Origin of the sequence: Microcella sp., assembly GCF_040286215.1 — a bacterium.
Classification (GTDB): domain Bacteria; phylum Actinomycetota; class Actinomycetes; order Actinomycetales; family Microbacteriaceae; genus Microcella.
Genome location: NZ_JAVKCK010000007.1, coordinates 1 through 25,114 on the forward strand (window position 1 = coordinate 1; position 25,114 = coordinate 25,114).

The 25,114-nt window shown below is 70.4% G+C and carries 21 protein-coding genes; 17 read left to right on the plus strand and 4 right to left on the minus strand.

Annotated features, from left to right (window positions below):
• The 5 genes from RJQ01_RS04030 to mftF all read left to right on the plus strand — a co-directional run.
• On the plus strand, nt 1-885 hold an 885-nt coding region (locus tag RJQ01_RS04030), incomplete at its 5' end, for an AAA family ATPase (RefSeq protein WP_350475436.1).
• Nucleotides 886-1,026: 141 nt separating this feature from the next.
• A complete protein-coding gene (locus RJQ01_RS04035) occupies nt 1,027-1,872 on the plus strand; it encodes a vWA domain-containing protein (protein WP_350475437.1) in 846 nt (281 codons plus the stop codon).
• A gap of 55 nt (nt 1,873-1,927) precedes the next feature.
• Nucleotides 1,928-3,100: a pre-mycofactocin synthase MftD gene (mftD, locus tag RJQ01_RS04040; RefSeq protein WP_350475438.1), complete on the plus strand. Its 1,173-nt coding sequence runs from the start codon at nt 1,928-1,930 to the stop codon at nt 3,098-3,100.
• 67 nt (nt 3,101-3,167) lie between these two features.
• Entirely contained in the window at nt 3,168-3,878 is a 711-nt protein-coding gene (mftE, locus tag RJQ01_RS04045) for a mycofactocin biosynthesis peptidyl-dipeptidase MftE (RefSeq protein WP_350475439.1), read from the plus strand.
• Nucleotides 3,875-5,305 (plus strand): mycofactocin biosynthesis glycosyltransferase MftF, encoded by a 1,431-nt coding sequence (gene mftF, locus RJQ01_RS04050; protein ID WP_350475440.1) that lies wholly within the window; start codon nt 3,875-3,877, stop codon nt 5,303-5,305. The genes mftE and mftF overlap by 4 nt, the downstream gene beginning before the upstream one ends.
• A 13-nt stretch (nt 5,306-5,318) precedes the next feature.
• Here the strand turns inward: mftF and RJQ01_RS04055 are convergent, their stop codons facing one another.
• On the minus strand, nt 5,319-5,675 hold the full coding sequence (locus RJQ01_RS04055; protein WP_350475441.1) for a GntR family transcriptional regulator: 357 nt from the start codon (nt 5,673-5,675) through the stop codon (nt 5,319-5,321).
• 151 nt (nt 5,676-5,826) lie between these two features.
• On the minus strand, nt 5,827-7,296 hold the full coding sequence (locus RJQ01_RS04060) for a helix-turn-helix domain-containing protein (protein ID WP_350475442.1): 1,470 nt from the start codon (nt 7,294-7,296) through the stop codon (nt 5,827-5,829).
• Nucleotides 7,297-7,435: 139 nt separating this feature from the next.
• Here RJQ01_RS04060 and aceA point away from each other — a divergent pair, with 139 nt between their 5' ends.
• Complete coding sequence (aceA, locus tag RJQ01_RS04065) at nt 7,436-8,815, plus strand: isocitrate lyase (protein WP_350475443.1); 1,380 nt, start codon at nt 7,436-7,438, stop codon at nt 8,813-8,815.
• A gap of 32 nt (nt 8,816-8,847) precedes the next feature.
• Complete coding sequence (gene aceB / locus RJQ01_RS04070) at nt 8,848-10,491, plus strand: malate synthase A (RefSeq protein ID WP_350475444.1); 1,644 nt, start codon at nt 8,848-8,850, stop codon at nt 10,489-10,491.
• A gap of 38 nt (nt 10,492-10,529) precedes the next feature.
• Here the strand turns inward: aceB and RJQ01_RS04075 are convergent, their stop codons facing one another.
• Nucleotides 10,530-10,967, minus strand: a complete 438-nt coding sequence (locus tag RJQ01_RS04075; RefSeq protein WP_350475445.1) for an Lrp/AsnC family transcriptional regulator — start codon at nt 10,965-10,967, stop codon at nt 10,530-10,532.
• A 208-nt stretch (nt 10,968-11,175) separates the two neighbouring features.
• On the opposite strand from RJQ01_RS04075, the gene ddaH reads away from it, so the two are divergent.
• From ddaH to RJQ01_RS04105, 6 genes are all read left to right on the plus strand, one after another.
• Complete coding sequence (gene ddaH / locus RJQ01_RS04080) at nt 11,176-11,970, plus strand: dimethylargininase (protein WP_502885222.1); 795 nt, start codon at nt 11,176-11,178, stop codon at nt 11,968-11,970.
• Nucleotides 11,967-13,196 carry an ornithine--oxo-acid transaminase gene (gene rocD, locus RJQ01_RS04085; protein WP_350475446.1) on the plus strand — a complete coding sequence of 410 codons (1,230 nt, stop codon included), beginning with the start codon at nt 11,967-11,969 and terminating at the stop codon, nt 13,194-13,196. The genes ddaH and rocD overlap by 4 nt, the downstream gene beginning before the upstream one ends.
• A 180-nt stretch (nt 13,197-13,376) precedes the next feature.
• Complete coding sequence (locus tag RJQ01_RS04090) at nt 13,377-14,423, plus strand: iron ABC transporter substrate-binding protein (protein WP_350475447.1); 1,047 nt, start codon at nt 13,377-13,379, stop codon at nt 14,421-14,423.
• 52 nt (nt 14,424-14,475) lie between these two features.
• Nucleotides 14,476-16,056, plus strand: coding sequence for an ABC transporter permease (locus RJQ01_RS04095; protein ID WP_350475448.1), 1,581 nt, complete (start codon nt 14,476-14,478; stop codon nt 16,054-16,056).
• On the plus strand, nt 16,053-17,201 hold the full coding sequence (locus tag RJQ01_RS04100; RefSeq protein ID WP_350475449.1) for an ABC transporter ATP-binding protein: 1,149 nt from the start codon (nt 16,053-16,055) through the stop codon (nt 17,199-17,201). The genes RJQ01_RS04095 and RJQ01_RS04100 overlap by 4 nt, the downstream gene beginning before the upstream one ends.
• Before the next feature lie 80 nt (nt 17,202-17,281).
• Nucleotides 17,282-18,505, plus strand: a complete 1,224-nt coding sequence (locus RJQ01_RS04105) for a kynureninase (protein ID WP_350475450.1) — start codon at nt 17,282-17,284, stop codon at nt 18,503-18,505.
• Nucleotides 18,506-18,544: 39 nt separating this feature from the next.
• On the opposite strand, the gene RJQ01_RS04110 is transcribed toward RJQ01_RS04105, so the two are convergent.
• Complete coding sequence (locus RJQ01_RS04110) at nt 18,545-20,548, minus strand: glycogen debranching N-terminal domain-containing protein (RefSeq protein ID WP_350475451.1); 2,004 nt, start codon at nt 20,546-20,548, stop codon at nt 18,545-18,547.
• A gap of 162 nt (nt 20,549-20,710) precedes the next feature.
• On the opposite strand from RJQ01_RS04110, the gene RJQ01_RS04115 reads away from it, so the two are divergent.
• The 4 genes from RJQ01_RS04115 to RJQ01_RS04130 are packed head-to-tail and all read left to right on the plus strand — an operon-like array spanning nt 20,711 to nt 25,018.
• Nucleotides 20,711-21,775 carry a LacI family DNA-binding transcriptional regulator gene (locus tag RJQ01_RS04115; RefSeq protein WP_350475455.1) on the plus strand — a complete coding sequence of 355 codons (1,065 nt, stop codon included), beginning with the start codon at nt 20,711-20,713 and terminating at the stop codon, nt 21,773-21,775.
• Between the two features lie 15 nt (nt 21,776-21,790).
• Nucleotides 21,791-23,017 carry a sugar ABC transporter substrate-binding protein gene (locus RJQ01_RS04120; protein WP_350475452.1) on the plus strand — a complete coding sequence of 409 codons (1,227 nt, stop codon included), beginning with the start codon at nt 21,791-21,793 and terminating at the stop codon, nt 23,015-23,017.
• Nucleotides 23,018-23,021: 4 nt separating this feature from the next.
• Complete coding sequence (locus tag RJQ01_RS04125) at nt 23,022-24,110, plus strand: carbohydrate ABC transporter permease (RefSeq protein WP_350475453.1); 1,089 nt, start codon at nt 23,022-23,024, stop codon at nt 24,108-24,110.
• A complete protein-coding gene (locus RJQ01_RS04130; protein ID WP_502885221.1) occupies nt 24,107-25,018 on the plus strand; it encodes a carbohydrate ABC transporter permease in 912 nt (303 codons plus the stop codon). The genes RJQ01_RS04125 and RJQ01_RS04130 overlap by 4 nt, the downstream gene beginning before the upstream one ends.
• Nucleotides 25,019-25,114 lie beyond the last annotated feature (96 nt).

Below are 25,114 nucleotides of genomic sequence, written 5' to 3' on the forward strand. Positions count from 1 at the left end.
CGAGATCGGGTCGCCGGGCCCCTCGGCGGCCGCGCGCGCGAGATCGAACTCCCGCTCGGGGCCGTCGCGGCCGGCCGCGACATCGTGCTCGAGGGCCCTCCTGGCACGAGCAAGACCACCCTGCTGCGGGCCATCACGGAGGAGTGGGGCATCCCCCTGCTGTTCGTCGAGGGCAACGCCGACCTGACACCGGCGAAGCTCGTGGGCCACCACAACCCCTCGCGCGTTCTGCGGGAGGACTACTCGCCCGACAACTTCGTCTCGGGCCCCCTGACCGAGGCCATGCAGACCGGCGGCTTCCTGTACATCGAGGAGTTCAACCGGGCACCGGACGACACGCTCAACACCCTCCTCACCGCCATGGCCGATCGTCGGCTCGCGATACCCCGAGTCGGCATGGTCGAGGCGAAGCCCACCTTCCGGGTCATCGCCTCCATGAACCCCTACGACAATGTCGGCACGACCAAGCTGTCGTCCTCGATCACCGACCGGCTCAATCGGCTCGCCGTCGACTACCAGGAGGCCCCGGCCGAGGAGAGCATCGTGCGGTTGCGGGCAGAGCCCTCCGGGCCGATCGCCGACCGACTCGTGGCCGATGCCGTCGCGGTCACGCGCGCGACGCGCGAGCATCCGCACATCCGTCAGGGGTCGAGCGTCCGAGGCGCGATCGACCTCGTGGCCGTCGCCGGCCAGCTCGCCGAGCTGCGCGGCGTCGCCTCGCCCGAGGATGAGCGCTACCCCGAGCTCGTGTACGACTCGATGGTCGTCGCGCTCTCCGGTCGCATCCACATCGACGAGGCCGTCGACGTCAGCCCCGAAGCGGTGCTGCGCGAGATCTGGGAGGACCACTTCGTGCTCGACCCCGCGCTGGCCGAGCCCGGATGAAGGGATATCGTCGTCGACTCCCCGATTCAGACGCGCCGCACGGGTCGACGACAGACCACCCCGAGCCGACCGCTGCGGCGCACCCCCAAGCAGCTCGACTCCTCCCCGACGGTCTTCGAGCCGGGGCAGGGCGGCGCCGGCGTGGTCTTCCGCTCCCGGCCGGGCCGTCGCACGGGGCACGCGAGGACGCGCCCGGGCGGGACGGCCGAGGGGTTCACCGACGAGGCGGCCGAGCTCGTGCCCGTCGAGGCCTCCGGGGCGCTCGATGCCTCGGTGCGGGCGCTCGCTCGGCAGATCGCGTCGCGGCTCATGATTCCGAGGCCGAAGCGGGATGCTCGCTCCCAGCGTGGGGCGGGGGCTCTCGCGAGCATGCCATACCGTCGAGGCTCCGACGAGATCGACCTCGACAAGACGATCGAGATGCTCGCCGAGCGGCCCGTGCCCGACGACGAGGACATCATCGTGCGCGAGCGCGTGCGCACCCGCCGTGCCCTCGTGCTCGTCGTCGATGCGTCGGGCTCGATGAAGGGGGAGCGCATCCGCACCGCCGCGGCCGTGGTGGGAGCCCTCGCGGGCGAACTCGCGCACGACGACCTTGCGGTCATCGCCTTCTGGTCGGATGCCGCGGTGCTGCAGACCTTCGGGCAGCAGCAGAGCCCCGATCGGCTGCTCGACCTGCTCACGAGCATCCCCGCGCGGGGTCTCACGAATGTGGGCTTCCCGCTCGAGCTCGCCGCCGCCGAACTGCGCGCACGCCCAGCGCAGGATGCGAGAGTGATCCTGCTGTCCGATTGCGTGCACAACGCCGGCCCCGACCCGCGCCCTCTCGCAGCTCGCCTACCCCGGCTCGACGTGCTGCTCGACCTGAGCGGCGAGCACGACGAGGAGCTCGCGCGAGAGCTGTCCGCTGTCGGGAAGGGAACCCTGCAGACCGTGACCACCCATCGCGATGTCGCGACCGCCCTCACCCGCATCTTCACCACCTGATCCACGACCGAACCCCGACCGCCGCCGCGGCCGGGCATCGAAGAAGGAGAACCCCATGAGCCGCAACGCCTGGTTCGAGACCGTCGCCGAGGCGCAGCGTCGCGCGAAGGACCGACTGCCTGCTCCGGTGTACGGCGCCCTCATCGCGGGAAGCGAGAAGGGCGTCACGCTCGATGACAACATCGCCGCGTTCAGCGAGATCGGCTTCGCTCCGCGCATCGCCGATCACCACGCCGAGCGTGATCTCTCCACGGAGGTCATGGGCATTCCCATCTCCCTGCCCGTCATGATCTCGCCGACGGGCGTGCAGGCGGTGCACCCCGAGGGCGAGGTCGCCGTGGCCCGCGCCTCCGCCAATCGCGGAACGATCATGGGCTTGAGCTCCTTCGCCTCCAAGCCCGTGGAGGACGTCGTCGCCGCGAACGGGAACACTTTCTTCCAGGTCTACTGGAGCGGATCCCGCGAGGAGATGGTTCATCGTCTCGAGCGCGCTCGTGCCGCCGGTGCCAAGGGGCTCATCGCGACCCTCGACTGGTCGTTCTCGCACGGGCGCGACTGGGGCAGCCCGCAGATTCCGGAGAAGCTCACCCTCGGTGCCGCGCTCGGATTCGCGCCGCACGCGCTGCCGCGCATCCCGTGGCTCTGGTCCTTCGCGAAGACGTTCCGCGTTCCCGACCTCAAGGCGCCCAACCTCAAGCCCAAGGCGGGAGGTGAGCCGCCGACTTTCTTCGGCGCCTACGGCGAATGGATGGGAACGCCCCCGCCGAGCTGGGACGACGTGAAGTGGCTGCGCGAGCAGTGGGACGGCCCCTTCATGCTCAAGGGCATCGGGCGCATCGAGGACGCGAAGCGGGCGATCGACATCGGTGCGACCGCCATCTCGGTCTCCAACCACGGCGGCAACAACCTCGACACGATTCCCGCACCGATCCGCATGCTGCCCGGTATCGCGGAGGCGGTCGGCGACCAGGTCGAGATCGTGCTCGACGGAGGAGTGCGGCGCGGCTCCGACGTCGTCAAGGCGGTAGCCCTCGGGGCCAAGGCCGTCATGATCGGCCGTGCCTACCTCTGGGGCCTCGCCGCGAACGGCCAGGCCGGCGTCGAGAACGTGCTCGACATCATGCGCGGCGGCATCGACTCGGCACTGCTCGGCCTCGGCGTCGGATCCCTCGCCGAGGTCGGTCGGGAGGAGCTCTACGTGCCCGACGACTTCGCGCGCGTGCGCTGAGCCCGGCGTGCCGGGCGGCCGTCGCGCCGGGGGAGTGGAACAGGTATCGCGGGCTAGCGTGGAGACCGTGGTGCGACTCGACGAGCAACCGTGGCCCGACGTGCCCGAGCGCCCGCTCGTGATCGTGCCGCTCGGCTCGACCGAGCAGCACGGCCCCCACCTCCCCTTCACGGTCGACGCGCTCGTCGCGGCCGCCGTCGCCACCGGCGCTGCGGAGGCAGCGGATGCTGTGCTCGCGCCCGTGATGCCCTTCGGCTCGAGCGGCGAGCACCAGGGGTTTCCCGGCACGCTCTCCATCGGGGGTGAGGCGCTCGCCGCCGTGCTCGTCGAGCTCGTGCGGTCGGCGAGCACGTGGGCCCGGAGCATCCTCGTCGTGAGCGGCCACGGCGGCAATGCGGCCACGGTGCGCGACACTGTCGTGAGGATGCGCGGCGAAGGCCACGACGTCGCGTGGCTGCCGTGCGTGCCCGAGGTGCCGCAGGGTGTCGTGCCCGACGCGCACGCTGGTCGCATCGAGACCTCGCTCATGCTGCACCTCGCGCCCGCGTCGGTGGGGCCGCACGACGACGTGGACGGCTACACGGGTGCCCTCGCCGACGCGATGCCCGCGCTGCGCGACGGCCGGCTGCGGCAGGTCTCGCCGTCGGGCGTTCTGGGGGACCCGCGCGGAGCATCCGCAGAGGAAGGGGCGGCCCTCCTGGCCGGGATGATCGCGGAGGCGATCGTGCGCATCCAGCGCTGGAGCGTCGACGCCGACGGACGGCTCGAGGCGCTGTGACCGGGACCGCGCGAGGCGCCTTGCCCGACGGGTTCGTCGTGCGGCTCGGGGACCGCGTGCGCACGCACGACGACGGTGCGACGCTCGTCGGCGGGGCGCCCACGCGGGTGCTGTACCTGACCGAGATCGCGCGGGCTCTCGTCGTCGACAGAACCATCACGGTCGTCGATGCGCGCTCCCGTCAGCTCGCCGAGACGCTGCTCGAGGCGGGCCTCGCGACCCCCGTGCTCGCCGAGCTGCGGTTGCCCGGCGAGCAGTTGCGCGATCTCGTCACGGTCGTGATCCCCGTGCGTGATCGGCCGGCGCAGCTGCGGCGTCTGCTCGGCTCGCTGGGAGGCGCCGTGCCCGTGATCGTCGTCGACGACGCCTCGCTCGACCCCTCGAGCATCGAGGCGGTCGCCGTCGAGGCCGGCGCGCGCACCGTGCGCCTGCCCGCGAACCTCGGCCCCGCGGGGGCCCGCAACGCGGGACTGGAGCACATCGCGACGCCCTTCGTCGCCTTCGTCGACAGCGACATGGAACTGGATGCTCGCACCCTGCCGCTGCTGCTGCGCCACTTCAGCGACCCACGGGTCGCGCTCGTCGCTCCCCGCATCGCGGGTCTCGCTCCGGCACGAGCGGCGAACTGGATCACGCGCTACGACGACGCGCGCTCGTCGCTCGACCTCGGGCGCGAGCCCACCGTCGTGCGGCCCGGCGCGCGCGCGTCGTGGCTGCCGGCGGCGTGCCTCGTCGGCCGCGTCGAGGCCCTGGGAGCGGGCTTCAGCCCCGGCATGCGCGTCGCCGAAGACGTCGACCTCGTGTGGCGGCTGTGCGAGCAGGGGTGGCGCGTGCGGTACGAGCCGGCCGTCGAGGCTCGACACGAGCACCGCGATCGACTCGTCGACTGGCTGGCCCGCAAGGCGTTCTACGGCACGGGCGGCGCCGACCTGGGGCGCCGGCACGGGCAGGTCATCGCTCCCGCCGTCTACACGCCGTGGACGCTCGTCGTCGTCGGAGCGCTCCTTGCCCAGCGGCGCTGGTCGGTACCGGTCGCCGCGGGTGCGGCGGTCGTGGCCGGGGTGCGCATCGCCCGGCGATTGCGGCCTGCTCGGTCGCGGGCCCGTGTGACAGCATCCCTCGTCGGAATGGGGGCCATCGCCGCGACGGCCCAGACGGGCGAGCTGCTGCTGCGTCACTGGTGGCCGATCACGCTCGTCGCGGGCCTCGCCTCGCGGCGGGTGCGCCGCGCTGCACTCGTCGCGGCCGTTGCGGATGCCGTCTACGAGCAGTACCGCACGCGCGCGCGCGTGAACCCCCTCGCGTTCGTCGTCGCGCGGCGGCTCGACGACCTCGCCTACGGGGCCGGGCTGTGGTGGGGCGCTGTGCGGGCACGGTCGCTCGTCGCACTCGCGCCGGTCGTCCGCGGGCGGCAATCGGCGCGCTGAGAGCCTGTGTCGACTAGGTGCGCAGTGCCGCGTCGATGAGGGCGCGGGCGTCGTCGTCGGCGATGCCGAGCCGTCGCACGGTCTCCACGTAGACCGTCGCCGCCTCCTGCGCGGCCCGCTCGGTCGCGTCGCCATGCGGGGAGACCACAGTGCCGTTGCGGCCGCGCGTCTCCACGACGCCGTCGGCCTCCAGCTCGCGGTAGGCGCGGGCGACCGTGTTCAGGGCCAGCCCGAGCTCCTCGGCGAGACGTCGCACGGGCGGCAGCTTCGCGCCCGGCGCGAGCGCCCCGCTCGCGACGGCATCCCGCACCTGCACGCGGATCTGCTCGTACGGCGGCGTCGCCGAACTGGCGTCGATCACGAACTCCATGCGCCGACCCTACGCCGGTGAGCGTTCGCAACTCAGGCAGAGCGCACCGATGTGCCGTGGGAACCACGCACCTGTGTCGGCTCTGCCTGAGTTGCGAACAGAACCGGGCGTGCGGGCGGGCGCACTCGGCGCGGGCGCGGCCCGCGCAGGGCTACGCGCGCGGGGCGTGCCGCTCGAGGAACCCGTACACCTCGGTCTGGTCGACCCCCGGGAACGACTCCGTCGGCAGTGCGGCAAGGAGAGACGAGTGGATGCGCGCCTGGGGTCGCGCGGCCCCGCTCCAACGCTCGGCGAGCGGTGCCGGGGCCTGCCGGCAGCACGCCGGGTCAGGGCAGCTCGACTCCCCGCGGCGCGTGGTCTCACGCCCGCGGAACCACTTGACGTGCGCGAACGGCGTGCCGACCGAGATCGAGAACTCGCCAGCCGAGCCCGACTCGATGCGTGACGTGCACCAGTAGGTGCCCGTCGGCTTGTCCGTGTACTGGTGGTACGCGCTGAAGCGGTCGGGCTCGTCGAACACCTGCCGCGCCGACCACTGGCGGCACACGAGCTGCCCCTCGACCGCGCCCAGGGCATCCTTCGGAAACTGCACCGCATCGTTCTCGTAGGCCTTCGAGAGCACGCCGGCCGGCGACACCTTGAGGAAGTGCACGGGAATACCCAGGTGCTCGGTGGCGAGGTTCGTGAAGCGGTGCGCGGCGGTCTCGTAGGTGACGGCGAAGGCGTCGCGCAGGTCTTCTACGGCGAGCTCACGGCGCTCCTTCGCCCGCTGCAGGAAGGCGACCGCGTCGCCCTCGGGGATCAGGAGCGCGGCCGCGAGATAGTTCGACTCGACGCGCTGGGTGAGGAACTCGGCGTAGTCGCGCGGCTCCGGCCGGCCCAGCACGTGACCGGCGAGGGCCTGCAGCAGGTTGGCGCGAGGGTCGCGGCCCGGCGCGTTCGAGACGGGCAGGTAGATGCGCCCGTTCTCGAGGTCGGTGATCGACCGGGTCGAGCTCGGCAGGTCGCTCACGTAGTGCAGGGCGAAACCGAGGTGGCTCGCGAGCTCGGCGGCGAGACGCTGCGAGAGCGGCCCGCCCTCGTGCCCGACCGTGCGCAGCAGGTCGCCCGCGATCGTCTCGAGCTCGCCGAAGTAGTTGCCGCGGGCCCGCATCGACTGCCGCAGCTCGGCGTTGGCGCGCCGCGCCTCCTCGGGCGTCGCCGCGCGCTCGACGTGCACGCGCTGCAACTCGTCGTGCAGGGCGAGCACCGTCTCGATCGCCTCGTCGCTCAGCGACTTGCGCACGGGGAGCGACGGGATGCCCAGGCTCGAGAACAGCGGACCCTCCTGCGCCCGCGCCAGAGCGATCTCGAGCGCCGCGCGCCGACTCGGCGGCGTGGGGGTGAGCAGCTCGTCGAGCGTGACCCCGACGGCGCGGGCGACCGACTGCAGCTCGCTGAGCTTCGCCTCGCGCTTGCCGTTCTCGAGGCTCGACATGTGCGAGGTGGCCACCCCGACGGCACTCGCGAGGTCGGCGAGCGTGAGCGCAGCATCCGACCGCACTTTCCGGATGCGCTTGCCGAGGGTCAACGCATCGATCACCTCGTCAGCCTGGGGGAAGGGGCGCGTCGAATCGAGCATGCCGAGAGCCTGACAGGCAGATTTTTTCAGCGCAACTGAAATTGTCCAGATTTTCAGTCGAGGACGCCGGTTGCGGGCGTGGATTCTTCGCCCAGAGTTGCTTCTACGACCTCGCACCACCGACCCTCAGGAGCACACCATGACCACGCAGAGCCAGTCACCCCAGAGACCGGGCGACCAGACCCAGACCGCCGCCGAGCTCGAGACGAGCTGGAAGACCGACGCCCGCTGGGACGGCGTGCGCCGCGACTACACCGCCGAAGATGTCATCGAGTTGCGCGGCCCCGTGCGCGAGGAGCGCACGCTCGCCCGCCGCGGCGCCGAGAGGCTGTGGGAGCAGATTCAGGCCAACACCGGCAACCCCGAAGAGTGGACGTACGCACTTGGCGCCCTCACCGGCAACCAGGCCGTGCAGCAGGTGCGCGCCGGCCTCAAGGCCATCTACCTGAGCGGCTGGCAGGTCGCCGCCGACGCCAACCTCTCCGGCCAGACCTACCCCGACCAGAGCCTCTACCCCGCCAACTCGGTGCCCGCCGTCGTGCGCCGCATCAACAACGCGCTGCTGCGCGCCGGGCAGATCGCGCGCTCGAGCTCAGTGAATCGCGCGAGCGATTCGGCGAGGCCAGCGCCGAGCGAGCCTGCGAGCTCGGTTGAAGAAATCGTTGACTGGATGGCTCCGATCGTCGCCGACGCCGAGGCCGGCTTCGGCGGGCCGCTCAACGCCTACGAGCTCATGCACTCCATGATCGAGGCCGGGGCCGCGGGCGTCCACTGGGAGGACCAGCTCGCGAGCGAGAAGAAGTGCGGGCACATGGGCGGTAAGGTGCTCGTGCCCACGAGCCAGCACATCCGCACGCTGCAGGCCGCTCGCCTCGCAGCAGATGTGAGCGACGTGCCGAGCATCATCATCGCCCGCACCGATTCTCTCGCCGCGAACCTGCTCACGAGCGATGTCGACGAGCGCGATCAGCCGTTCCTCACCGGCGGTCGCACCGCCGAAGGGTTCTACAACGTCGAGCCCGGCATCGGCCCGGTGCTCGCCCGTGGCCACGCCTACGCCGAGTACGCCGACCTGCTGTGGGTCGAGTCGAGCGAGCCCGACCTCGAGCTCGCGCGCACCTTCGCCGAGAGCATCCACGCAGAGTTCCCCGGCAAGAAGCTCGCCTACAACTGCTCGCCGTCGTTCAACTGGAAGCGCCACCTCGACGACGACACCATCGCGAAGTTCCAGCGCGAGCTGTCGGCGATGGGCTATGCCTTCCAGTTCATCACCCTCGCGGGCTTCCACTCGCTCAACCACGGCATGTTCGAGCTCGCGAGCGGCTACCGCGACCGCCAGATGAGCGCCTACGTCGAGCTGCAGGAGGCCGAATTCGCCTCTGAGGCTCACGGCTACACCGCCACCAAGCACCAGCGCGAAGTGGGCACCGGCTACTTCGACCGCATCGCCACGGCCCTCAACCCGGCCAGCGCGACTCTCGCTCTCGTGGGCTCCACCGAGTCCGAGCAGTTCCACTGAGCCCCCACCGACTCGAGAACAGGACCATCATCATGACCACGCTGAGCATCACCGGGCCGATGCGGCCGCGGTACGACGAGATCCTCACCACCGAGGCGCTGCAGTTCCTCGCCGAGCTGCACCACCGCTTTGCAGGCGAGCGGCACGCCCGTCTCGCCGAGCGCATGCAGGTGCGCTACGACCTGGGCAACGGCCGCGACCTGCGGTTCCTGCCGCAGACGGCATCCATTCGAGAGGATGCGTCGTGGCGCGTCGCCGGCGCCGGCCCCGGCCTCGAGGACCGCCGGGTCGAGATCACCGGCCCGTGCGACCCGAAGATGACGATCAACGCCCTCAACTCGGGCGCCAACGTGTGGCTCGCCGACCTGGAGGACGCCACAAGCCCCACCTGGGCGAATATCGTCGAGGGGCAGCTGTCGCTGTTCGACGCGATTCGCGGTCAGCTCACCCACACGAACGACGCCGGCAAGAGCTACGAGGTCACGGCCGAACGCACTCCCACCATCGTCATGAGGCCGCGCGGCTGGCACCTGGTCGAGAAGCACATCGAGCACGTCGACCGCAATGGGCTGCGCCTTGCGGCAAGCGCGAGCCTCGTCGACTTCGGGCTCTACCTGTTCCACAACGCCCACGAGCTCATCGCACGCGGCCGGGGCCCGTACCTCTACCTGCCGAAGCTCGAGAACCACCGCGAGGCACGACTGTGGAATGAGGTGTTCACGTTCAGCGAGGAGCGCCTCGGGCTGCCGCACGGCACGATCCGCGCGACGGTGCTCATCGAGACGTTCGGCGCGGCCTTCGAGATGGACGAGATCCTCTACGAGCTGCGCGACCACTGCGCCGGCCTCAACGCCGGGCGCTGGGACTACGTCTTCTCGATCATCAAGAACTACCGCGGCCGGGGACAGTGGTTCGTACTGCCCGACCGCGACCGCATCCTCATGACGCTGCCCTTCATGCGCGCGTACACCGAGCTGCTCGTGCAGACCTGCCACAAGCGGGGTGCGCACGCGATCGGCGGCATGAGCGCGTTCATCCCGAACCGGCGCGACCCCGAGGTGACCGAGCGTGCGCTCGAGCGTGTCGCCGCAGACAAGCTGCGCGAGGCGACCGACGGCTTCGACGGGTCGTGGGTTGCGCACCCCGACCTGATCCCTGTGGCGCGCGCCGAGTTCGACGCTGTGCTGGGCGGACGGCCGAACCAGGTCGACCGGCAGCGCAACGACGTGCACGTGACGGCGCGCGACCTGCTCGACATCCGCTCCGCCGGCGGTGAGGTCACCCTCGCGGGCGTGCGGGCGAACATCTCGATCACGGTGCGTTACCTCGAGTCGTGGCTGCGCGGCATCGGCGCGGCGGCCATCGACAACCTCATGGAGGATGCCGCGACCGCGGAGATCAGCCGCTCGCAGCTGTGGCAGTGGATCCACCAGGACCACCGCACGACCGAGGGAGAGCCTGTGACCAAGCAGCTCGTGGAGCGCATGCTGCGCGAGGTGCTCGCCGAGTTGCCCACACCCGAAGGGCACAAGCTCGCGGAGGCCGAAGAGGTGTTCCGCACCGTGACGCTGCAGGAGGACTTCCCGACGTTCCTCACGGTACCCGCGTACACGCGGTACCTCGTCGAGAAGACGGAGCGGGCGGAGCAGGCCGATGTGGTGACCGTCGCCGCGTAGTGAGAGCCGAGGCCCCGGGCGGAAAGACCCCCGGGGCCTCAGTCCTGCACGCGGTCGACGAGCCTGGAGAGGATGATCGCGCTGCGGGTGTGGTCGACGTTGGGGGCCACGCGCACCCGTTCCAGGGCATCCTCGAGGCTCTGAATGTCGCGGGAGCGGATGCGCACGATCGCATCCGCGTCGCCCGTCACGGTGCCGGCATCGATGACCTCGGGCACGGTCGAGAGGATGCGCCGCAGTTCGTCCGGCGCGACCGTGCCGCGGCAGAACAGCTCGACGTAGGCCTCGACGGCGAGCCCGTCCACGGCCGGGTCGACCTGCACCGTGAAGGCGCGAATCACCTTGTCGGCGACGAGCCGATCGACGCGGCGTTTAACTGCGGAGGCGGAGAGGCCGACGACATCGCCGATATCGCCGTAGCCCGCACGGGCGTTCTGCCGAAGTTGGTCGATGATCCGGTAGTCGAGAGCGTCCACGGCCCGAGTCTACGGCGAAAAAATGCGTAAAGCCCGCGAACGATGCCGAAAAGTTGCGCTCAGCGATTGACAACGCCGTTCGGTTGCGTGTGACACTGGACGGGTGACTCTGACCCCGACGAACGACCCTATCGATGCCGCCACGGTGACGGAACCCGCGCCCGCGACATCCGCACCCGCGCGCGCCGCGAGCACGCGCACCGTGCTCATGTGCCGCCCCGACTACTTCACGGTGAGCTACCGCATCAACCCGTGGATGTTCCCCGAGAACCCCACCAACACCTCTCTCGCCGTCGAGCAGTGGGAGCGCCTGTACGCGATCTACCAGGAGCTCGGCTTCGACGTGCACCTCATCGACCCCATCGAGGGACTGCCCGACATGGTCTACTCGGCCAACGGCGGCTTCACGCTCGACGGCATCGCCTACGGCGCCAAGTTCACCTACGACGAGCGCGCCGCCGAAGGCCCCGCCTACCTCGCCTGGCTCGCCGAGCAGGGCTTCACCCCCCACCCCGCCGCCGAGGTCAACGAGGGAGAGGGCGACATGCTGCTCGTCGGCGACGTGATCCTCGCCGGCACCGGCTTCCGCACCTCCACCGCGAGCCACCGCGAACTCGCCGAGGCGGTCCGTCGCGAGGTCATCACGCTCACGCTCGTCGACCCGAGCTTCTACCACCTCGACACAGCGATCGCCGTGCTCGACCCCGACCCGGCGCCCGGTGAGCGTGCCAACATCGCCTACCTGCCGATGGCCTTCGATGAGGCTTCGCAGGCGATCCTGCGGGAGCGCTACCCCGACGCGATCATTGTGACGGAGGAGGATGCGGCGGTGCTCGGCCTCAACTCGTTCAGCGACGGCCTCCACGTCGTCATCGCGAGCCGGGCGAAGGACTTCGAGCGCCAGTTGCGGGAACGCGGCTACGAGCCGATCGGCGTGGACCTCAGCGAGCTGCTGCTCGGCGGCGGCGGCGTCAAGTGCTGCACTCTGGAGCTGCGACGATGAGCCCGGCGCGCACGGCGCACGACGCCGGCGAAGCGCTCATCGCCATCGAGGACGAGCGACTCGCCCACAACTACCACCCGCTGCCCGTCGTCGTGGAGCGCGGCGAGGGCGCCTGGGTCACCGACGTGAACGGCAACAGGTACCTCGATTGCCTCGCGGCGTACTCGGCGGTCAACTTCGGTCACGGGCATCCCGATCTGCTGGCGGCTGCCCGTGACCAGCTCGAGCGCATCACCCTCACGAGCCGTGCCTTCCACAACGACCGCCTCGGGCCGTTCGCCGAAGCGCTCGCGCGGCTCGCCGGCGTCGATCGCGTGCTGCCCATGAACACCGGTGCCGAAGCTGTCGAGTCGGCGATCAAGCTCGCCCGAGCCTGGGGCTACCGCGTCAAGGGAGTGCCCGACGGCGCGGCCGAGATCATCGTCATGAGCGGCAACTTCCATGGCCGCACGACGACGATCGTGAGCTTCTCCGACGACCCCACCTCGCGAGACGGCTTCGCTCCGTTCACGCCCGGATTCGTGGCGGTGCCCTATGGGGATGCGGCCGCTCTCGAGGCGGCCATCACCGACAACACGGTCGCGGTTCTCGTCGAGCCCATTCAGGGCGAGGCTGGGGTCGTCGTACCGCCGGCCGACTACCTGCCGAGCATGCGCCGCATCACTGCCGCGCACAACGTGCTCATGATCGCCGACGAGATCCAGTCGGGCCTCGGCCGTACGGGTGCGACGTTCCAGTGCGACAACACCGGCGTCATCCCCGACCTGTACGTGCTCGGCAAGGCACTCGGCGGCGGCATCGTGCCCGTGAGCGCCGTGATCGGGCGCGGCGACGTGATCGGCGTGCTGCATCCGGGGGAGCACGGCTCGACCTTCGGCGGCAACCCCCTCGCCGCCGCCGTCGGGCACGCGGTCGTGACGCTGCTCGAGACGGGAGAGATGCAGGAGCGCTCGCGTGTGCTCGGGGAGCACCTGCACGCTCGGCTACAGGCTCTCGTCGGGCGCGGAGTGCTCGCCGTGCGCGGCGCCGGGCTGTGGGCGGGCATCGACATCGACCCCGCGCTCGCGACAGGGCGCCAGGTGTGCGAAGCGCTGCTCGTGAAGGGTGTGCTCGCGAAAGACACGCACGGGTCGACCATTCGGCTCGCGCCGCCCATCGTCGTGGAGAAGGACGACCTCGACTGGGGTCTCGACCAGCTCGAGTCAGTGCTCGCCGAGTTCGAGTGACGCGGTCTCCCGCCCGCAGATCTGACGGAAAGGGGCGCTCTCGTGCACGATGAGCGCCCTTATCGGTCAGATCTGGGATGAGCGACACGGCGGGGTGGCGCGCGGAGTGAAGTTAGCCTAACCTAACCTCTGGCAATGGCGCCGGTTCATCGTTCCCCGTCACCCTGGAGTCACCCCACCATGCGCTCATCGCGTTCCCTGCCCCTGCTCGCCCTCGCCGCGAGCGCCGCCCTGCTCGCCGGCTGCGCAGCCTCCCCCGGCACTGAGCCGGCCGAGCCCGGCGCCGACACCGCTGACGGTGCCTTCACGCTCTACTCGGGCCGCGACGAGGAGCTCGTGCAGCCGCTCATCGATCTGTTCGAAGAGCAGTCGGGCATCGAGGTCGAGGTGCGGTACGGCAACACCGCGGAGCTCGGCGCACTGCTGCTCGAAGAGGGCGACGCGACGCCCGCCCAGGTCTTCCTCTCCCAGGATGCCGGCGCGCTCGGCGCGCTCAGTCAGGCCGGACTGTTCGCGACCCTGCCCGACGACATCACCGACGCCGTGCCCGCAGGCTTCACCTCCACCGACGGCAGCTGGGTCGGCGTCACGGGCCGCGCCCGCGTCGTCGTGTACGACGGCGAGGAGCTGACCGCCGCCGATCTGCCCGACAGCGTGCTCGGGTACGTCGAGCCCGAGTGGGCCGGCCGCGTGGGGCTGCCGCCGGGCAACGCGAGCTTCCAGTCCTTTGTCACGGCGCTGCGCGTCATCGAAGGGGAGGACACCGCGGCGACGTGGGTCGAGGCGCTCGCCGGCAACGACCTGCAGGTCTTCGAGAACAACAGTGCCACTCTCACGGCGGTCAACGACGGCACCCTCGACGTCGGACTCATCAACCACTACTACTGGTTCCGCCTCGCGGCCGAGGTCGGTGCAGAGAACATGCGTGCTCAGCTGAAGTTCCTCGAAGCCGGCGACGCGGGTTCGATCGTGAACGTGACAGGCGCCGGCCTCCTCAGCTCGGCGGCCACTGACGCCGACGCCCTCGAGTTTGTGCGGTTCCTCATCTCGGAGGAGGCGCAGACCTACTTCGTGCAGCAGACGTTCGAGTACCCGCTGCTTCCCGGCGTCGAGGCGCCCGACGGTCTGCCCGCGCTCGACACGCTCGTGAACCCCGCCCTCGACCTGAGCGACCTCGACGACCTGTCCACCACGCAGCAGCTGCTCGCCGAGTACGGCCTGATCTAGGCGGGCGGTTGCCCACCGCCTGCCCTTCAGCCGAGGGTGGTGCAATAGACGCATGATCATTGCGCCGGAGGCGGTCGAGCCGCGGCGGCGGCCCGCGCCCGTGACCGCTCCGGCGGTACCTCGCCGGCCGCCGGCGCTGCTTGTTCTCGCGGCGGGGGTGGCGGCGGCGGCAGCCGCCATCCCGCTCGTCTACCTGGTCGTGCGGGCCGCCGGCGGCGGAGTCGGGGCGATGCTCGACATTCTCGCCCGCCCACGCGTGCTCGAGTACGCGGCGAACTCCCTGGGGCTCGCCGCCGCGGTCACGGTGAGCGCGCTCGTGCTCGGCACGGCAACGGCGGTCGTGCTCAGCCGGCTGCGTGTGCCCTTCCCCCGCGCGTGGTTGCTCGTCTCGTCGCTGCCGCTCGCGGTGCCCTCCTACCTCGCCGGGTACGGATGGCTCGTCACCGTGCCCGCGATCAACGGCTTCCTGCCCAGCTGGATTCTTCTCACCGCGGTCACGGTGCCGTACGTCACGCTGCCGGTCGCGGCAGCGCTGCGCGGAGCATCCGGCGACCTGGAGGGCGTCGCGCGCACCCTTGGCCGGGGGCCGGTGGGCGCCTTCCTCGTCGCGACGTGGCCGCAGGTGCGCCCCGCCGCGATCGCCGGCTCGCTGCTCGTCGCGCTGTACTCGCTGAGCGATTTCGGGCTTGTCGCCATGATGCGGTTTCCCACCCTCACGTGGGGCATCAACCAGGCCTACGCGGCGAGTTTCGATCGGGCGCAGGCCGCCGTGCTCGCGCTGCTGCTCGTCGTGCTCGCCCTTCTCGTCGTCGTGGGCGAGCGCAGTGCGCGCGGTCAGCTGCCGCGGCAGGCGGCGCGCGCGGTCGCCCCGCGCACGATCAGGCGCGGGATGCTCGTCGCCCTGCTGCCCGTCGTCGCTACGGCCCCGGCCGTGGGTGTGGTGGTTCCCCTCCTCGGGCTGCTCGCGCGACTGCTTGAGGCGCAGACCCTGCGCGAGCTCGACGTGCCGCGTCTGCTCGGCGCCGTTGGCGCCACAGTGGGCGTGGCGGTCGGGGCGGCCCTGCTCGCGGTTCTCCTCGCGATGCCGGTGGCGGCGCTCGCGAGCCGCTACCGCGGGCGGCTGGTGTCGGCGCTCGAGTCGGTGAGTTATCTGGGCCACGCGCTACCGGGCATCGTGGTCGGGCTCTCTCTCGTGTTCTTCGCCCTCGCGGTCGTACCGGCGCTGTACCAGAGCGTGGTCGTGCTCGTGTTCGCCTACGCTGTGCTGTTCGCGCCGAAGGCGATCAGCACGATGCGGGCCGGGCTCGGCGATGTTCCGCCGCGGCTCGTCGCCGTCGCCCGCACTCTCGGGGATTCGCCCCTGCGCGCGTGGTGGCGCGTGACCGTGCCGATGGCGCTGCCGAGCGTCGGCATCGGCGCTCTGCTCGTGGCCATCGCGACCATGAAAGAATTGCCGGCAACGCTGCTGCTGCGCCCCACGGGGGTGTCGACGCTCGCCACAGAACTGTGGAACCGCACCGTGATCGTCGAGTACGGGGCTGCCGCGCCGTACGCCGCGATGCTCGTGCTGCTGGCCGCTGTGCCGGCGGTCATCCTCTCGGGGGTCCGCACCGTTGCCAAGGAGGAGTTGTGAGCGATCTCGTCATCGACGGGGTGAGCGTGACCCACGGGTCGACGCTGGCCGTCGACGACGTCTCGGTGCGCATCGACTCGGGTGACCTTGTGGCCGTGCTCGGACCGAGCGGGTGCGGCAAGACCACGCTGCTGCTCGCCATCGCCGGCCTGCTGCCCGTCGGGGCCGGCTCGATCAGCATCGGCGCGCGCGAGCTCTCGAGGCCCGGTCGCACGGTGCCCGCCGAGAAGCGCGGCATCGGCTGGGTGCCGCAGGAGGCCTCGCTGTTCCCCCACCTGTCGGTGGCCGACAACATCGGCTTCGCGGTGCCGCGCGGTCGCGGTGCCCGCAGGGGTCTGCGCGGCTTCCACTCCGACGTTGTGGACGCCGCCGCCGCCCCTGCCGCCCCCGCCCGATCAGGGCGCGCTGCGCGCATCGCCGAGCTCGCCGAACTCGTCGGCCTTGGCGACCTGACCGGCCGTGCACCGAATCAGCTCTCTGGCGGCCAGGCGCAGCGGGTGGCCCTCGCCCGCGCGCTGGCTCCCCGGCCGGAGCTGCTGCTGCTCGACGAGCCTTTCGCCGCCCTCGATACCCAACTGCGCGTGGGGCTGCGCCGCGAGGTCGCGCAACTGTTGCGCGCGCAGGGCACGACGTCGCTGCTCGTCACGCACGATCAGGAGGAGGCGCTCACCCTGGCCGATACCGTCGCGGTGCTGCGGGATGGCCGGCTCGAGCAGTTCGGAACGCCCGAGCAGATCTACCAGCATCCCGCCTCCGACTGGGTCGCCTCCTTCGTGGGCGACGTTGTCGAGCTCGAAGGCCTGTGGCGCGGCGGCCGCGTGACGTGCGCGCTAGGCGCCGTGGAGGCGACGGCGGTGGGGTTCGCCCCCACCGACGGCGACCGCGTGCGGCTCATGCTGCGCCCGGAGTGGATCGTGCCCCGCCCCGAGCTGCTCGCGCACGCGGCGGCGGGGGCAGACGCGCGCGTCGCCGCGATCTCCTACGCGGGCCACGACGCGATGCTCTCGTGCGACGTCGTGGGCGGCCCGACCGTGCGCATGCGCATGGCCGCGGTGGAGCTGCCGCAGGTCGGCGACGACCTGCGGCTCGCCGTGCAGCGCCCCGGCCTCGCCTTCCCGGTGGCCCCACCACCTCCGCAGATCTGACGCGAAGGGGCGCTTGTCGCCCAGCATTGCGCCCTTCTGCGTCAGATCTGACGCACGGGGGGCGTGGGTAGGCTCGGCGGATGAGCAACCGTGCGCCGAGTGTCCGAGCTGCCGAGCTCGACGCCGCTGACCCGTTGGCGGCGCACGTCGACCGCTTCGTGCCCGGCGACGATCTGGTCGCCTACCTCGACGGCAACTCACTCGGGCGCCCGTTGCGGCGCACCCTCGAGACCCTCCCCGAGGTGGTGCGCGCGCAGTGGGGCGGTCGGCTCATCCGCGCGTGGGACGAGGGCTGGCTGACGCAGGCCGAACGGCTGGGCGACCGCATCGGGGCGGCGTGCCTGGGCGCAGCATCCGGTCAGACGATCGTCGCGGAGTCTACGACGGTGCTCATCTTCAAGCTGCTGCGCGCCGCGATCGCCGCACGGAAGGGTCTCGACAGCAGCCGCGACGAGCTCGTCGTGCTGCGCGACGAGTTCCCGACCGACCGCTACATCGTGGAACGGCTCGCCGAGGATCACGCGCTGACGGTGCGGTGGGTGGATGCTCCGCGCGACGCTGGCATCACCCCCGAGCTCGCCGCCGAGGCCGTGGGCGACCGCACGATCGCAGCACTGTTCAGCGGCGTCGCCTACCGTAGCGGCTGGTGGGCCGACATGCCCGCGGTGACGGGCGTCGTGCAGCGCTCCGGCGCGCTCATGCTGTGGGACTGCTCGCACGCCGTCGGCTCGGTGCCGCTCGAGCTCGACGCGTGGGGCGTCGACATGGCGGTCGGATGCTCGTACAAGTACTTGAACGGAGGCCCGGGCGCCCCCGCCTGGGCCTACGCCGCCTCGCGGCACCACGCAGAGCTGCGCAACCCTATTCCGGGCTGGCTCGGCGCGCGGGCGCCCTTCTCGATGACGGAGCCGTTCGTGCCCGCCGACGGCATTCGGCGGCTCGTGAGCGGCACGCATCCCATCCTGGGAATGGTCGCTCTCGGCGACATGCTCGATGAGATCGAGTCGGCGGGCATGGACGCGATCCGCGCAAAGTCGGTGCTGCTGACGGAGTTCGCGCTCTCCCTGGTGGAGGAACTGATTCCTGGGGCCTCGCTCGCGAGCCCTCGCGACGCGGCCCGCCGCGGCGGCCATCTCACGATCGATCATCCGAACGCGGCACGGGCCGTGGAGTCGCTGTGGGCCGAGGGCGTCATCCCCGACTTCCGCCACCCGAGCGGCGTGCGCATCGGGCTCTCGCCGCTCAGCACCTCGTTCGCGGAGGTCGAGCGGGGCATCCGCGCACTGGCCTACGCTCTCGCGTAGCTGCCACTGTCTCCGCACGCGCCGCCCCGCGGTGGCGGCTCAGTCGCGAGTGGAGACCCGCACGCGCTCGTTGCCGCGCATGATGCCGTCGACGGTCACCTCGCCGGCGCTGGCGAGAGGGTGGGTGCTCACGCCGTCGACGGTCGGCTCGAGGCCGAGGATGGCCTGCAGCACGGCGACGGCGGACGCTGCCGACCACGCTTGGGGACGGCATGCGGCGGGGTACGGCACCACGGCGGCGGAGTCGCTCGCGCTGTCGCCCGAGTGCAGCTCCGGCATGCGATAGCCGAAGCCTTCTGCGGCAGCCAACAGGCCGAGGATGAGAGTGGCGGCCTGCTCGTCATGCCCGCTGCGCCGCAGGCCGAGGATCGCGATCGTGGTGTCGTGGGTCCAGACGGCGCCGCCGTGGTAGCTGAGGGGCCAGTAGCCGCCCGAGTTACTGGCCATCGTCCGCAGTCCGTAGCCGGAGCTCATCGTCGGATGCGCGAGTCGGCGCGCGATGAGGGCGCTCTGCTCGGCGTCGAGCAAACCGGTCCCGAGCAGGTGGCCGATGTTGGAGGTCACCGTGTCGACACGGCGCTTGCCGGCATCGAGGGCGATCGCCGGGTACGGGCCGAGCTCGCCCGTGAGAGCGGGGTCGGTGATCCAGAACTCTTCATGGAAGCGGCGACGCAGCGTTGCCGCCCAGTCGCGCCACTCGGATGCGCCCGGCTCGCCGAAGTGGTCCAGCAGATCGGCGGCGTGCGTCGCCGCCTCGTAAGCGTACGCCTGCACCTCGCACAGCGCGATCGGCCCTTCGGCGAGCGTGCCATCGCGCCACTGCACGCTGTCGCCGGAATCCTTCCAGCCTTGGTTGGCGAGGCCGTGGCCGGAGCGGTCCACGTACTCGAGAAGGCCGTCGCCGTCCGCATCGCCGTGATCGCGCATCCAGGCAAGTGCTCGCCGCAGGGCGGGGAGGAGTGCGCGCACCTCGTCGGCGTCGAGGCCCCACCGCCAGGCGTCATGAAGAAGGCACACCCACAGAGCGGTGGCGTCGACGGTGCCGTAGTACAGCGGGGGCAGGGAGGTGTCGCCGTCGATCACGAGGGTCTGCCGACGGAGTTCGTGCATGATCTTGCCGGGCTCCTCGGCGGTGTCGTCCACGAGCGATTCGCCCTGGAGCCCCGCGAGCACGCGGAGCGTGCTGGCGGCGAGTCCGGTGCCCAGCGGCAGCAGGAAGCGCGCTGCCCAGAGCGAATCCCGGCCGAAGAGGGTGAAGAACCAGGGGGCGCCCGCGGCGAGGAACTGCAGGTCTGGCTCATCGACGGTCGTCATGCGCAGGGCGTCGAGGTCGGTGAGCGATTGCGCCACCCATCGGCTCACACGGTGGTCACCTGACGCGACGGCGGGCACGTGCCAGGGCACCGGCCCAGCGGCAGCGCGCACGGCGGCGATGCGGTCGACCGCCGCGAGCCGCCACGAGACCTCGGTCTGGGATCCCGCGGGCACCGAGATGTCGGCGTCGAGCCTCACCGTGTCGCCGCGGGCGGAGACCGTCAGCCCGCTCGCGCGGACGAGCGCGTCTACGCTCTCCCCCGACCAGTGCGCCCCGTCGCTGTCGACCGTGACGGGCAGGTCCGGCGAGCGCGCGGTGCCCTGCTTGACCGCCTCCATGAGGCTCGCATCGGCCGTGAGCTCTATCGCGAGGCGCGCCACCAGTGCGACGGGCCGTCGGTTGATGATGCGCAGAGTGTCGGTGATCCCCTCGCCGGTGGTCACGCGGTCGACGGTGAGCCGCACGCCCGGATCGGCTGACGCGTCGTCGAGGTCGCGCAGCAGGTACTGAAGGCGAGCCCGGTCGGCCGATGCCGTGGCGGTGGCGATGTGCTCAGGGCTGATGCCGCCGATCGTGAGAGTGAGCGCGCGGACCAGGCGGACGTCGGCGAGGTAGACGCCGTGTATGGGGGAGGCGCCCATCGTGCCGTCGTGCGCTGACCACGCCTGGAGGGGGGCGCGCAGCACCGTGAGGGCGTCGTGCAGGAGCGGTTGGCGGGGCGCGGTCACGGCGGGCGAGGTCTCCTTGGTCGAACGGCGGGTGCGGCCCGAGGGCTTGACACCGGTAGGGGGTGTCCGACACACTACCGAATAATTTGATCGATCAAAATTCCTGAGCCGCTTCGGACTCGAGGAACCTGCCCGGGGCCAAAGGAGGCGAAAGTGGGACGCATGCCGACCGTCGAGGACGTCGCGGAGCTGGCGCAGGTCTCGCGCCAGACCGTCTCCAACGTGATCAACAGCCCGGAGATCGTGCGGGAGTCCACCCGCACCCGAGTGCAGGAGGCGATCGACAGCCTCGGGTATCGGCCGCACGCGTCTGCCCGGCGCCTGCGAACCCGCAAGTCGTCGACGATCGGTGTGCGCATAGACCCCCTGCGGGACGGCATTTCGGGCGCCGTGCTCGACCGCTTCCTCCACAAGCTCGCCGAGCAAGCCGACTCCCGCGACCTTCGCGTCATGATCTTCACGGCGCGCGACGCCGACGACGAACTGCAGCATGTTCGCCGGCTGCGCGACGGCAGCGACGTCGACGCGTTCGTCCTCATCGCCACCTTCCACGGTGATCCGCGCATTGAGTGGCTCACCGAGAACGACGTGCCTTTCGTCTCGTTCGGTCGCCCCTGGGGCGCCGAGCTCGACGATCCCCGGCACCGCTGGGTCGATGTCGATGGACGCGCGGGTGTGCGCGAAGCGACACGGGCACTGCAGCAGCACGGTGCCCGGCGCGTCGCGTTCATCGGGTGGCCGAGCCCGTCGGGCACCGGCGATGAGCGGCGCGCCGGGTGGGGCGAGGCGACGAGCATCCCGGCGCGTGATCGCGCTCGGTACGCGCGCGAGGTTGAGGACGGAGTCTCCTCCGGCACCGCGGCCGCCGAGTCTCTGCTGGCGCTCGAGGATGCTCCCGACGCGATCGTCTGCGCGAGCGACTCCCTGGCGCTGGGCGCGATGCTGGCCGCGCGCGCCGCCAGTGTGCCCGAGCTCCGCGTGGTCGGCTTCGACAACACCCCCGTCGCCGCGGCCGTCGGACTCTCGAGCATCGACCAACCGCTCGACGACGTCGTCGCGGCGGCACTCACTCTTCTGTTCGGCGACAGCGGCAACAACGTGCGTCCGAATCCGAACAGCAACGAGGAGCCGACGAATCGGCTCCTCGTGCCTCGACTTGTCGAGCGACGGTCTAGCCACCTGATGCCCGACGAGATCACCGGTGCGCAGAGCTCCGGCAATCACTGATCGAAAGGAATCACTGTGAGGACATCACAATGGAGCGCCGCCGCACTCGCGGCAGGGCTCATCATCACTCTATCGGCGTGCGCCGAAACGGGCGAGGGCGACGGGAACGGTGCGGAAGCAGCATCCCTCTCGATGCTCATTGCCTCGTCGAGCCCCGCGGAGTCGGGATACTACGAGGACGCGGCCGCGCGGTTCACGGAGGAGACCGGTACCGAAGTCGAGGTCGTCATCGCCAACGACCTCATTCAGCAGCTCGGCCAAGGCTTCGCAGGCAACAATGCGCCCGACTTGTTCTACCTGCCGTGGGACCAGTTCCAGACCTACGCGGCGCAGGGCTTCCTCGAGCCGTACGCGGGCGACCTCGCCAACGCCGGCGAGTTCCTCCCGGCGCTGCAGGAGCAGTTCAGCTACGACGGGCAGTTCTACTGCGCCCCGAAGGACTTCTCGACCCTGGGCCTGCAGATCAACACAGCGGCGTGGGAGGCAGCCGGCTTGACGGACGCCGATGTGCCCACCACGTGGGACGAACTGTCGGCGGTGGCCGCGACTCTCACCACGGGTGACCAGGTCGGGATCTCCATGGGGCGCGAGTATGCGCGCGTCGGAGTCTTCATGAACCAGGCGGGCGGTGCGCTCATCGAGGGGGATGCCGTCACAGCAGACTCCGCTGAGAACGCCGAAGGCCTCGCCTATGTGCAGCGCCTCTTCGACGAAGGCTCGCTCGCCTTCCCGCCCGACCTCGAATCGGGCTGGGGCGGAGAGGCGTTCGGTCTCGGACGTGCCGCGATGGTCATCGAGGGCCCGTGGATCAACGGTGCGATGCAGAACGACTTCCCCGACCGTGAGTTCATCTCGGTCGAGCTACCGGCCGGTCCGGCGGGGCCGTCGACGTTCTCCTTCGCCACGTGCTGGGGCATGCCGATCGATTCGCCGACCCGGGATGCTTCGATGGAATTCATCGAGTTCCTCACGACCGACGAGGAGCAGCTCGCGGCTGCCGCCGCCTTCGGCGTGATTCCCTCCACGGGATCCGGGTCGGCCGGCTACGCCGACCAGTTCCCCGAGAACGCCGCCTTCGTCGCCGGGGTCGACTACGCGGTCAGCCCCGTGTCCTTCGCGGGCGCTGCGGCGGTGATGACCGAGTTCAACAGTGAGCTCGAGTCGATCGGTACCGCTGACCCTCAGACCGTGCTCTCGTCCCTGCAGAGCAACCTGCAAGCGGCGTACGACTCGGCGCGGTAGGACGATGGCCCGCGCTGCACAGCGCACTCGCCGCGGCGGAGGAATCCGCCGCGGCGAGGCCCGCGCCGGCTATCTGTTCATTGCACCGGCAGTGATCATCGCGGCTGTGTTCCTCGTCATCCCGATCGTGCTCGCGTTCTGGGTGAGCCTGAGCGATTGGAACGGCTTCCAGTCGCCGCTCAACCCTCGGGTGGGCTTCGTCGGGGCGGAGAACTACGCAGCGATCACGACCGAGGAAGGGCTCGATCAGCGCAACTTCGGCCGCGCGGTGCGCAACAACTTCTACTATGTGCTGCTCGTGGTGCCGCTGCAGACCGCGCTCTCCCTGTTCCTGGCTGTGCAGGTGAACCGCGCCGTGCTCAAGGGGCGCGGGTTCTTCCGCACTGCCTTCTACTTCCCCTCCGTCACGTCGTCGGTCGCGATCGTCATCGTCTTCCAGTTCCTGTTCCTCGGCACGGGTGCGGTCAACGCGGTCTTGCGCGCGATCGGAGTGCAGGGACCCAATTGGTTCAACGACCCGACCGGCATCTTCCACGGCTTCCTGACGCTCTTCGGCGTCACCGCCGCGCCCGGCGTGCTCGCCGACGGCGGCATGCTCGGCGTCACGTGGTGGGAGTGGCTCTCGGGGCCGTCCGTCGCGATGATGGTCCTGAGCTTCCTCGCGGTCTTCACGACCTCCGGCACGTTCATGCTCCTGTTCCTCGCGGCGCTGCAGAACATCGGCGCCGAGGTGGAGGAGGCGGCTCTCATGGATGGCGCGGGTGCGTTCCGCAAGTTCTTCTCCGTCACCCTGCCGATGCTCAAGCCGACGCTCTTCACGGTTCTGACGCTCGGCTTGATCGGGTCGTGGCAGGTCTTCGACCAGATCTACATCCTCGGCGGCGGAGCACCGGGCGGCACCCTGATGACGCCGGCGTACCTGCTGTACGAGTCGTCGTTCGTCGATCTGCAGTGGGGTCAGGGCGCGGCGATCGCGTTCATCCTCTTCGTGTTCATCATTCTGCTGACGCTGTTTCAGCGCTGGCTATTGCGCGACCGCAAGCCCAAGAGGCGCGGGCCCGCACAGGCGACCGTCACAGGAGGCGTCTCATGACCGCATCGACGAACCAGGACGAGGCTGTGATGACGCCGCGTCGCCGGACGACGACGAAGCCGCGACGCAAGAAGCTCGGGGCGAAGGCCCGCAGCAGTCTGCTTCTCGGTTATCTGATGCTCATCTTCCTCGCGCTCGTGTACATCTATCCCTTCCTCATCTCGATCGCGGGCTCATTCAAGACCGACTCGGAAGCGACGCAGAACCCGCTCGGCCTCATCCCCGAGACGATCACGTTCGCCGCCTACGAGCAGCTCTTCGCGAATTCACCCTTCGCGCTGTGGGCGGGCAACACGGTGTTCGTGACGGTGTGCGTGACGATCGGGCGCGTGCTGTTCGACTCGATGGCCGGCTATGCGCTATCGAGGTTGAAGTTCCGAGGCCGCACGGTCATCTTCGTGCTCTTCATCGGCATCCTCTCGGTGCCGGGCGTGGTGCTGCTCATTCCCCGGTTCCTCATCCTCAACGAGGTCGGGCTGTACAACACCTACGGCGGCATGATCATCCCGCTGCTGTCCACGGCGGCGGGCGTGTTCATCATGAAGCAGTTCTTCGACTCGATCCCCGAGTCGATTGAGGAGGCTGCGCGCATCGACGGTGCGGGCAACTTCCGGCGCTTCTGGTCGGTCGTGCTGCCCATGGCAACCCCGGCGCTCGTGACGATCTTCATCCTGAGCTTCCAAGGTTCGTGGAACGAGCTGGGTCACTTCATCGTCAGTCGGCAGAGCCAGGATCTCAACACTCTGACGGTCGGCGTCGCGCAGCTCGTTTCGGGCACGCTCGGCGCGGGCAACCAGTTTCCGTTGCAGCTCGCGGCGGCGGTGCTCATGAGCATCCCCGTCGCCGTGCTGTTCTTCGTCTTCCAGCGCCGCATCATGAACACGACGGCGGGTGCTGAGAAGGGGTAGCGCGTGTGGTGGTGCCCCAGTGGGGGGGGCGGCGCGCGGCGGGGCGCCCCCCCCCCCCCCCCCAGAGGGGCACGGGGGGGCCCAAAGGAAACGAAA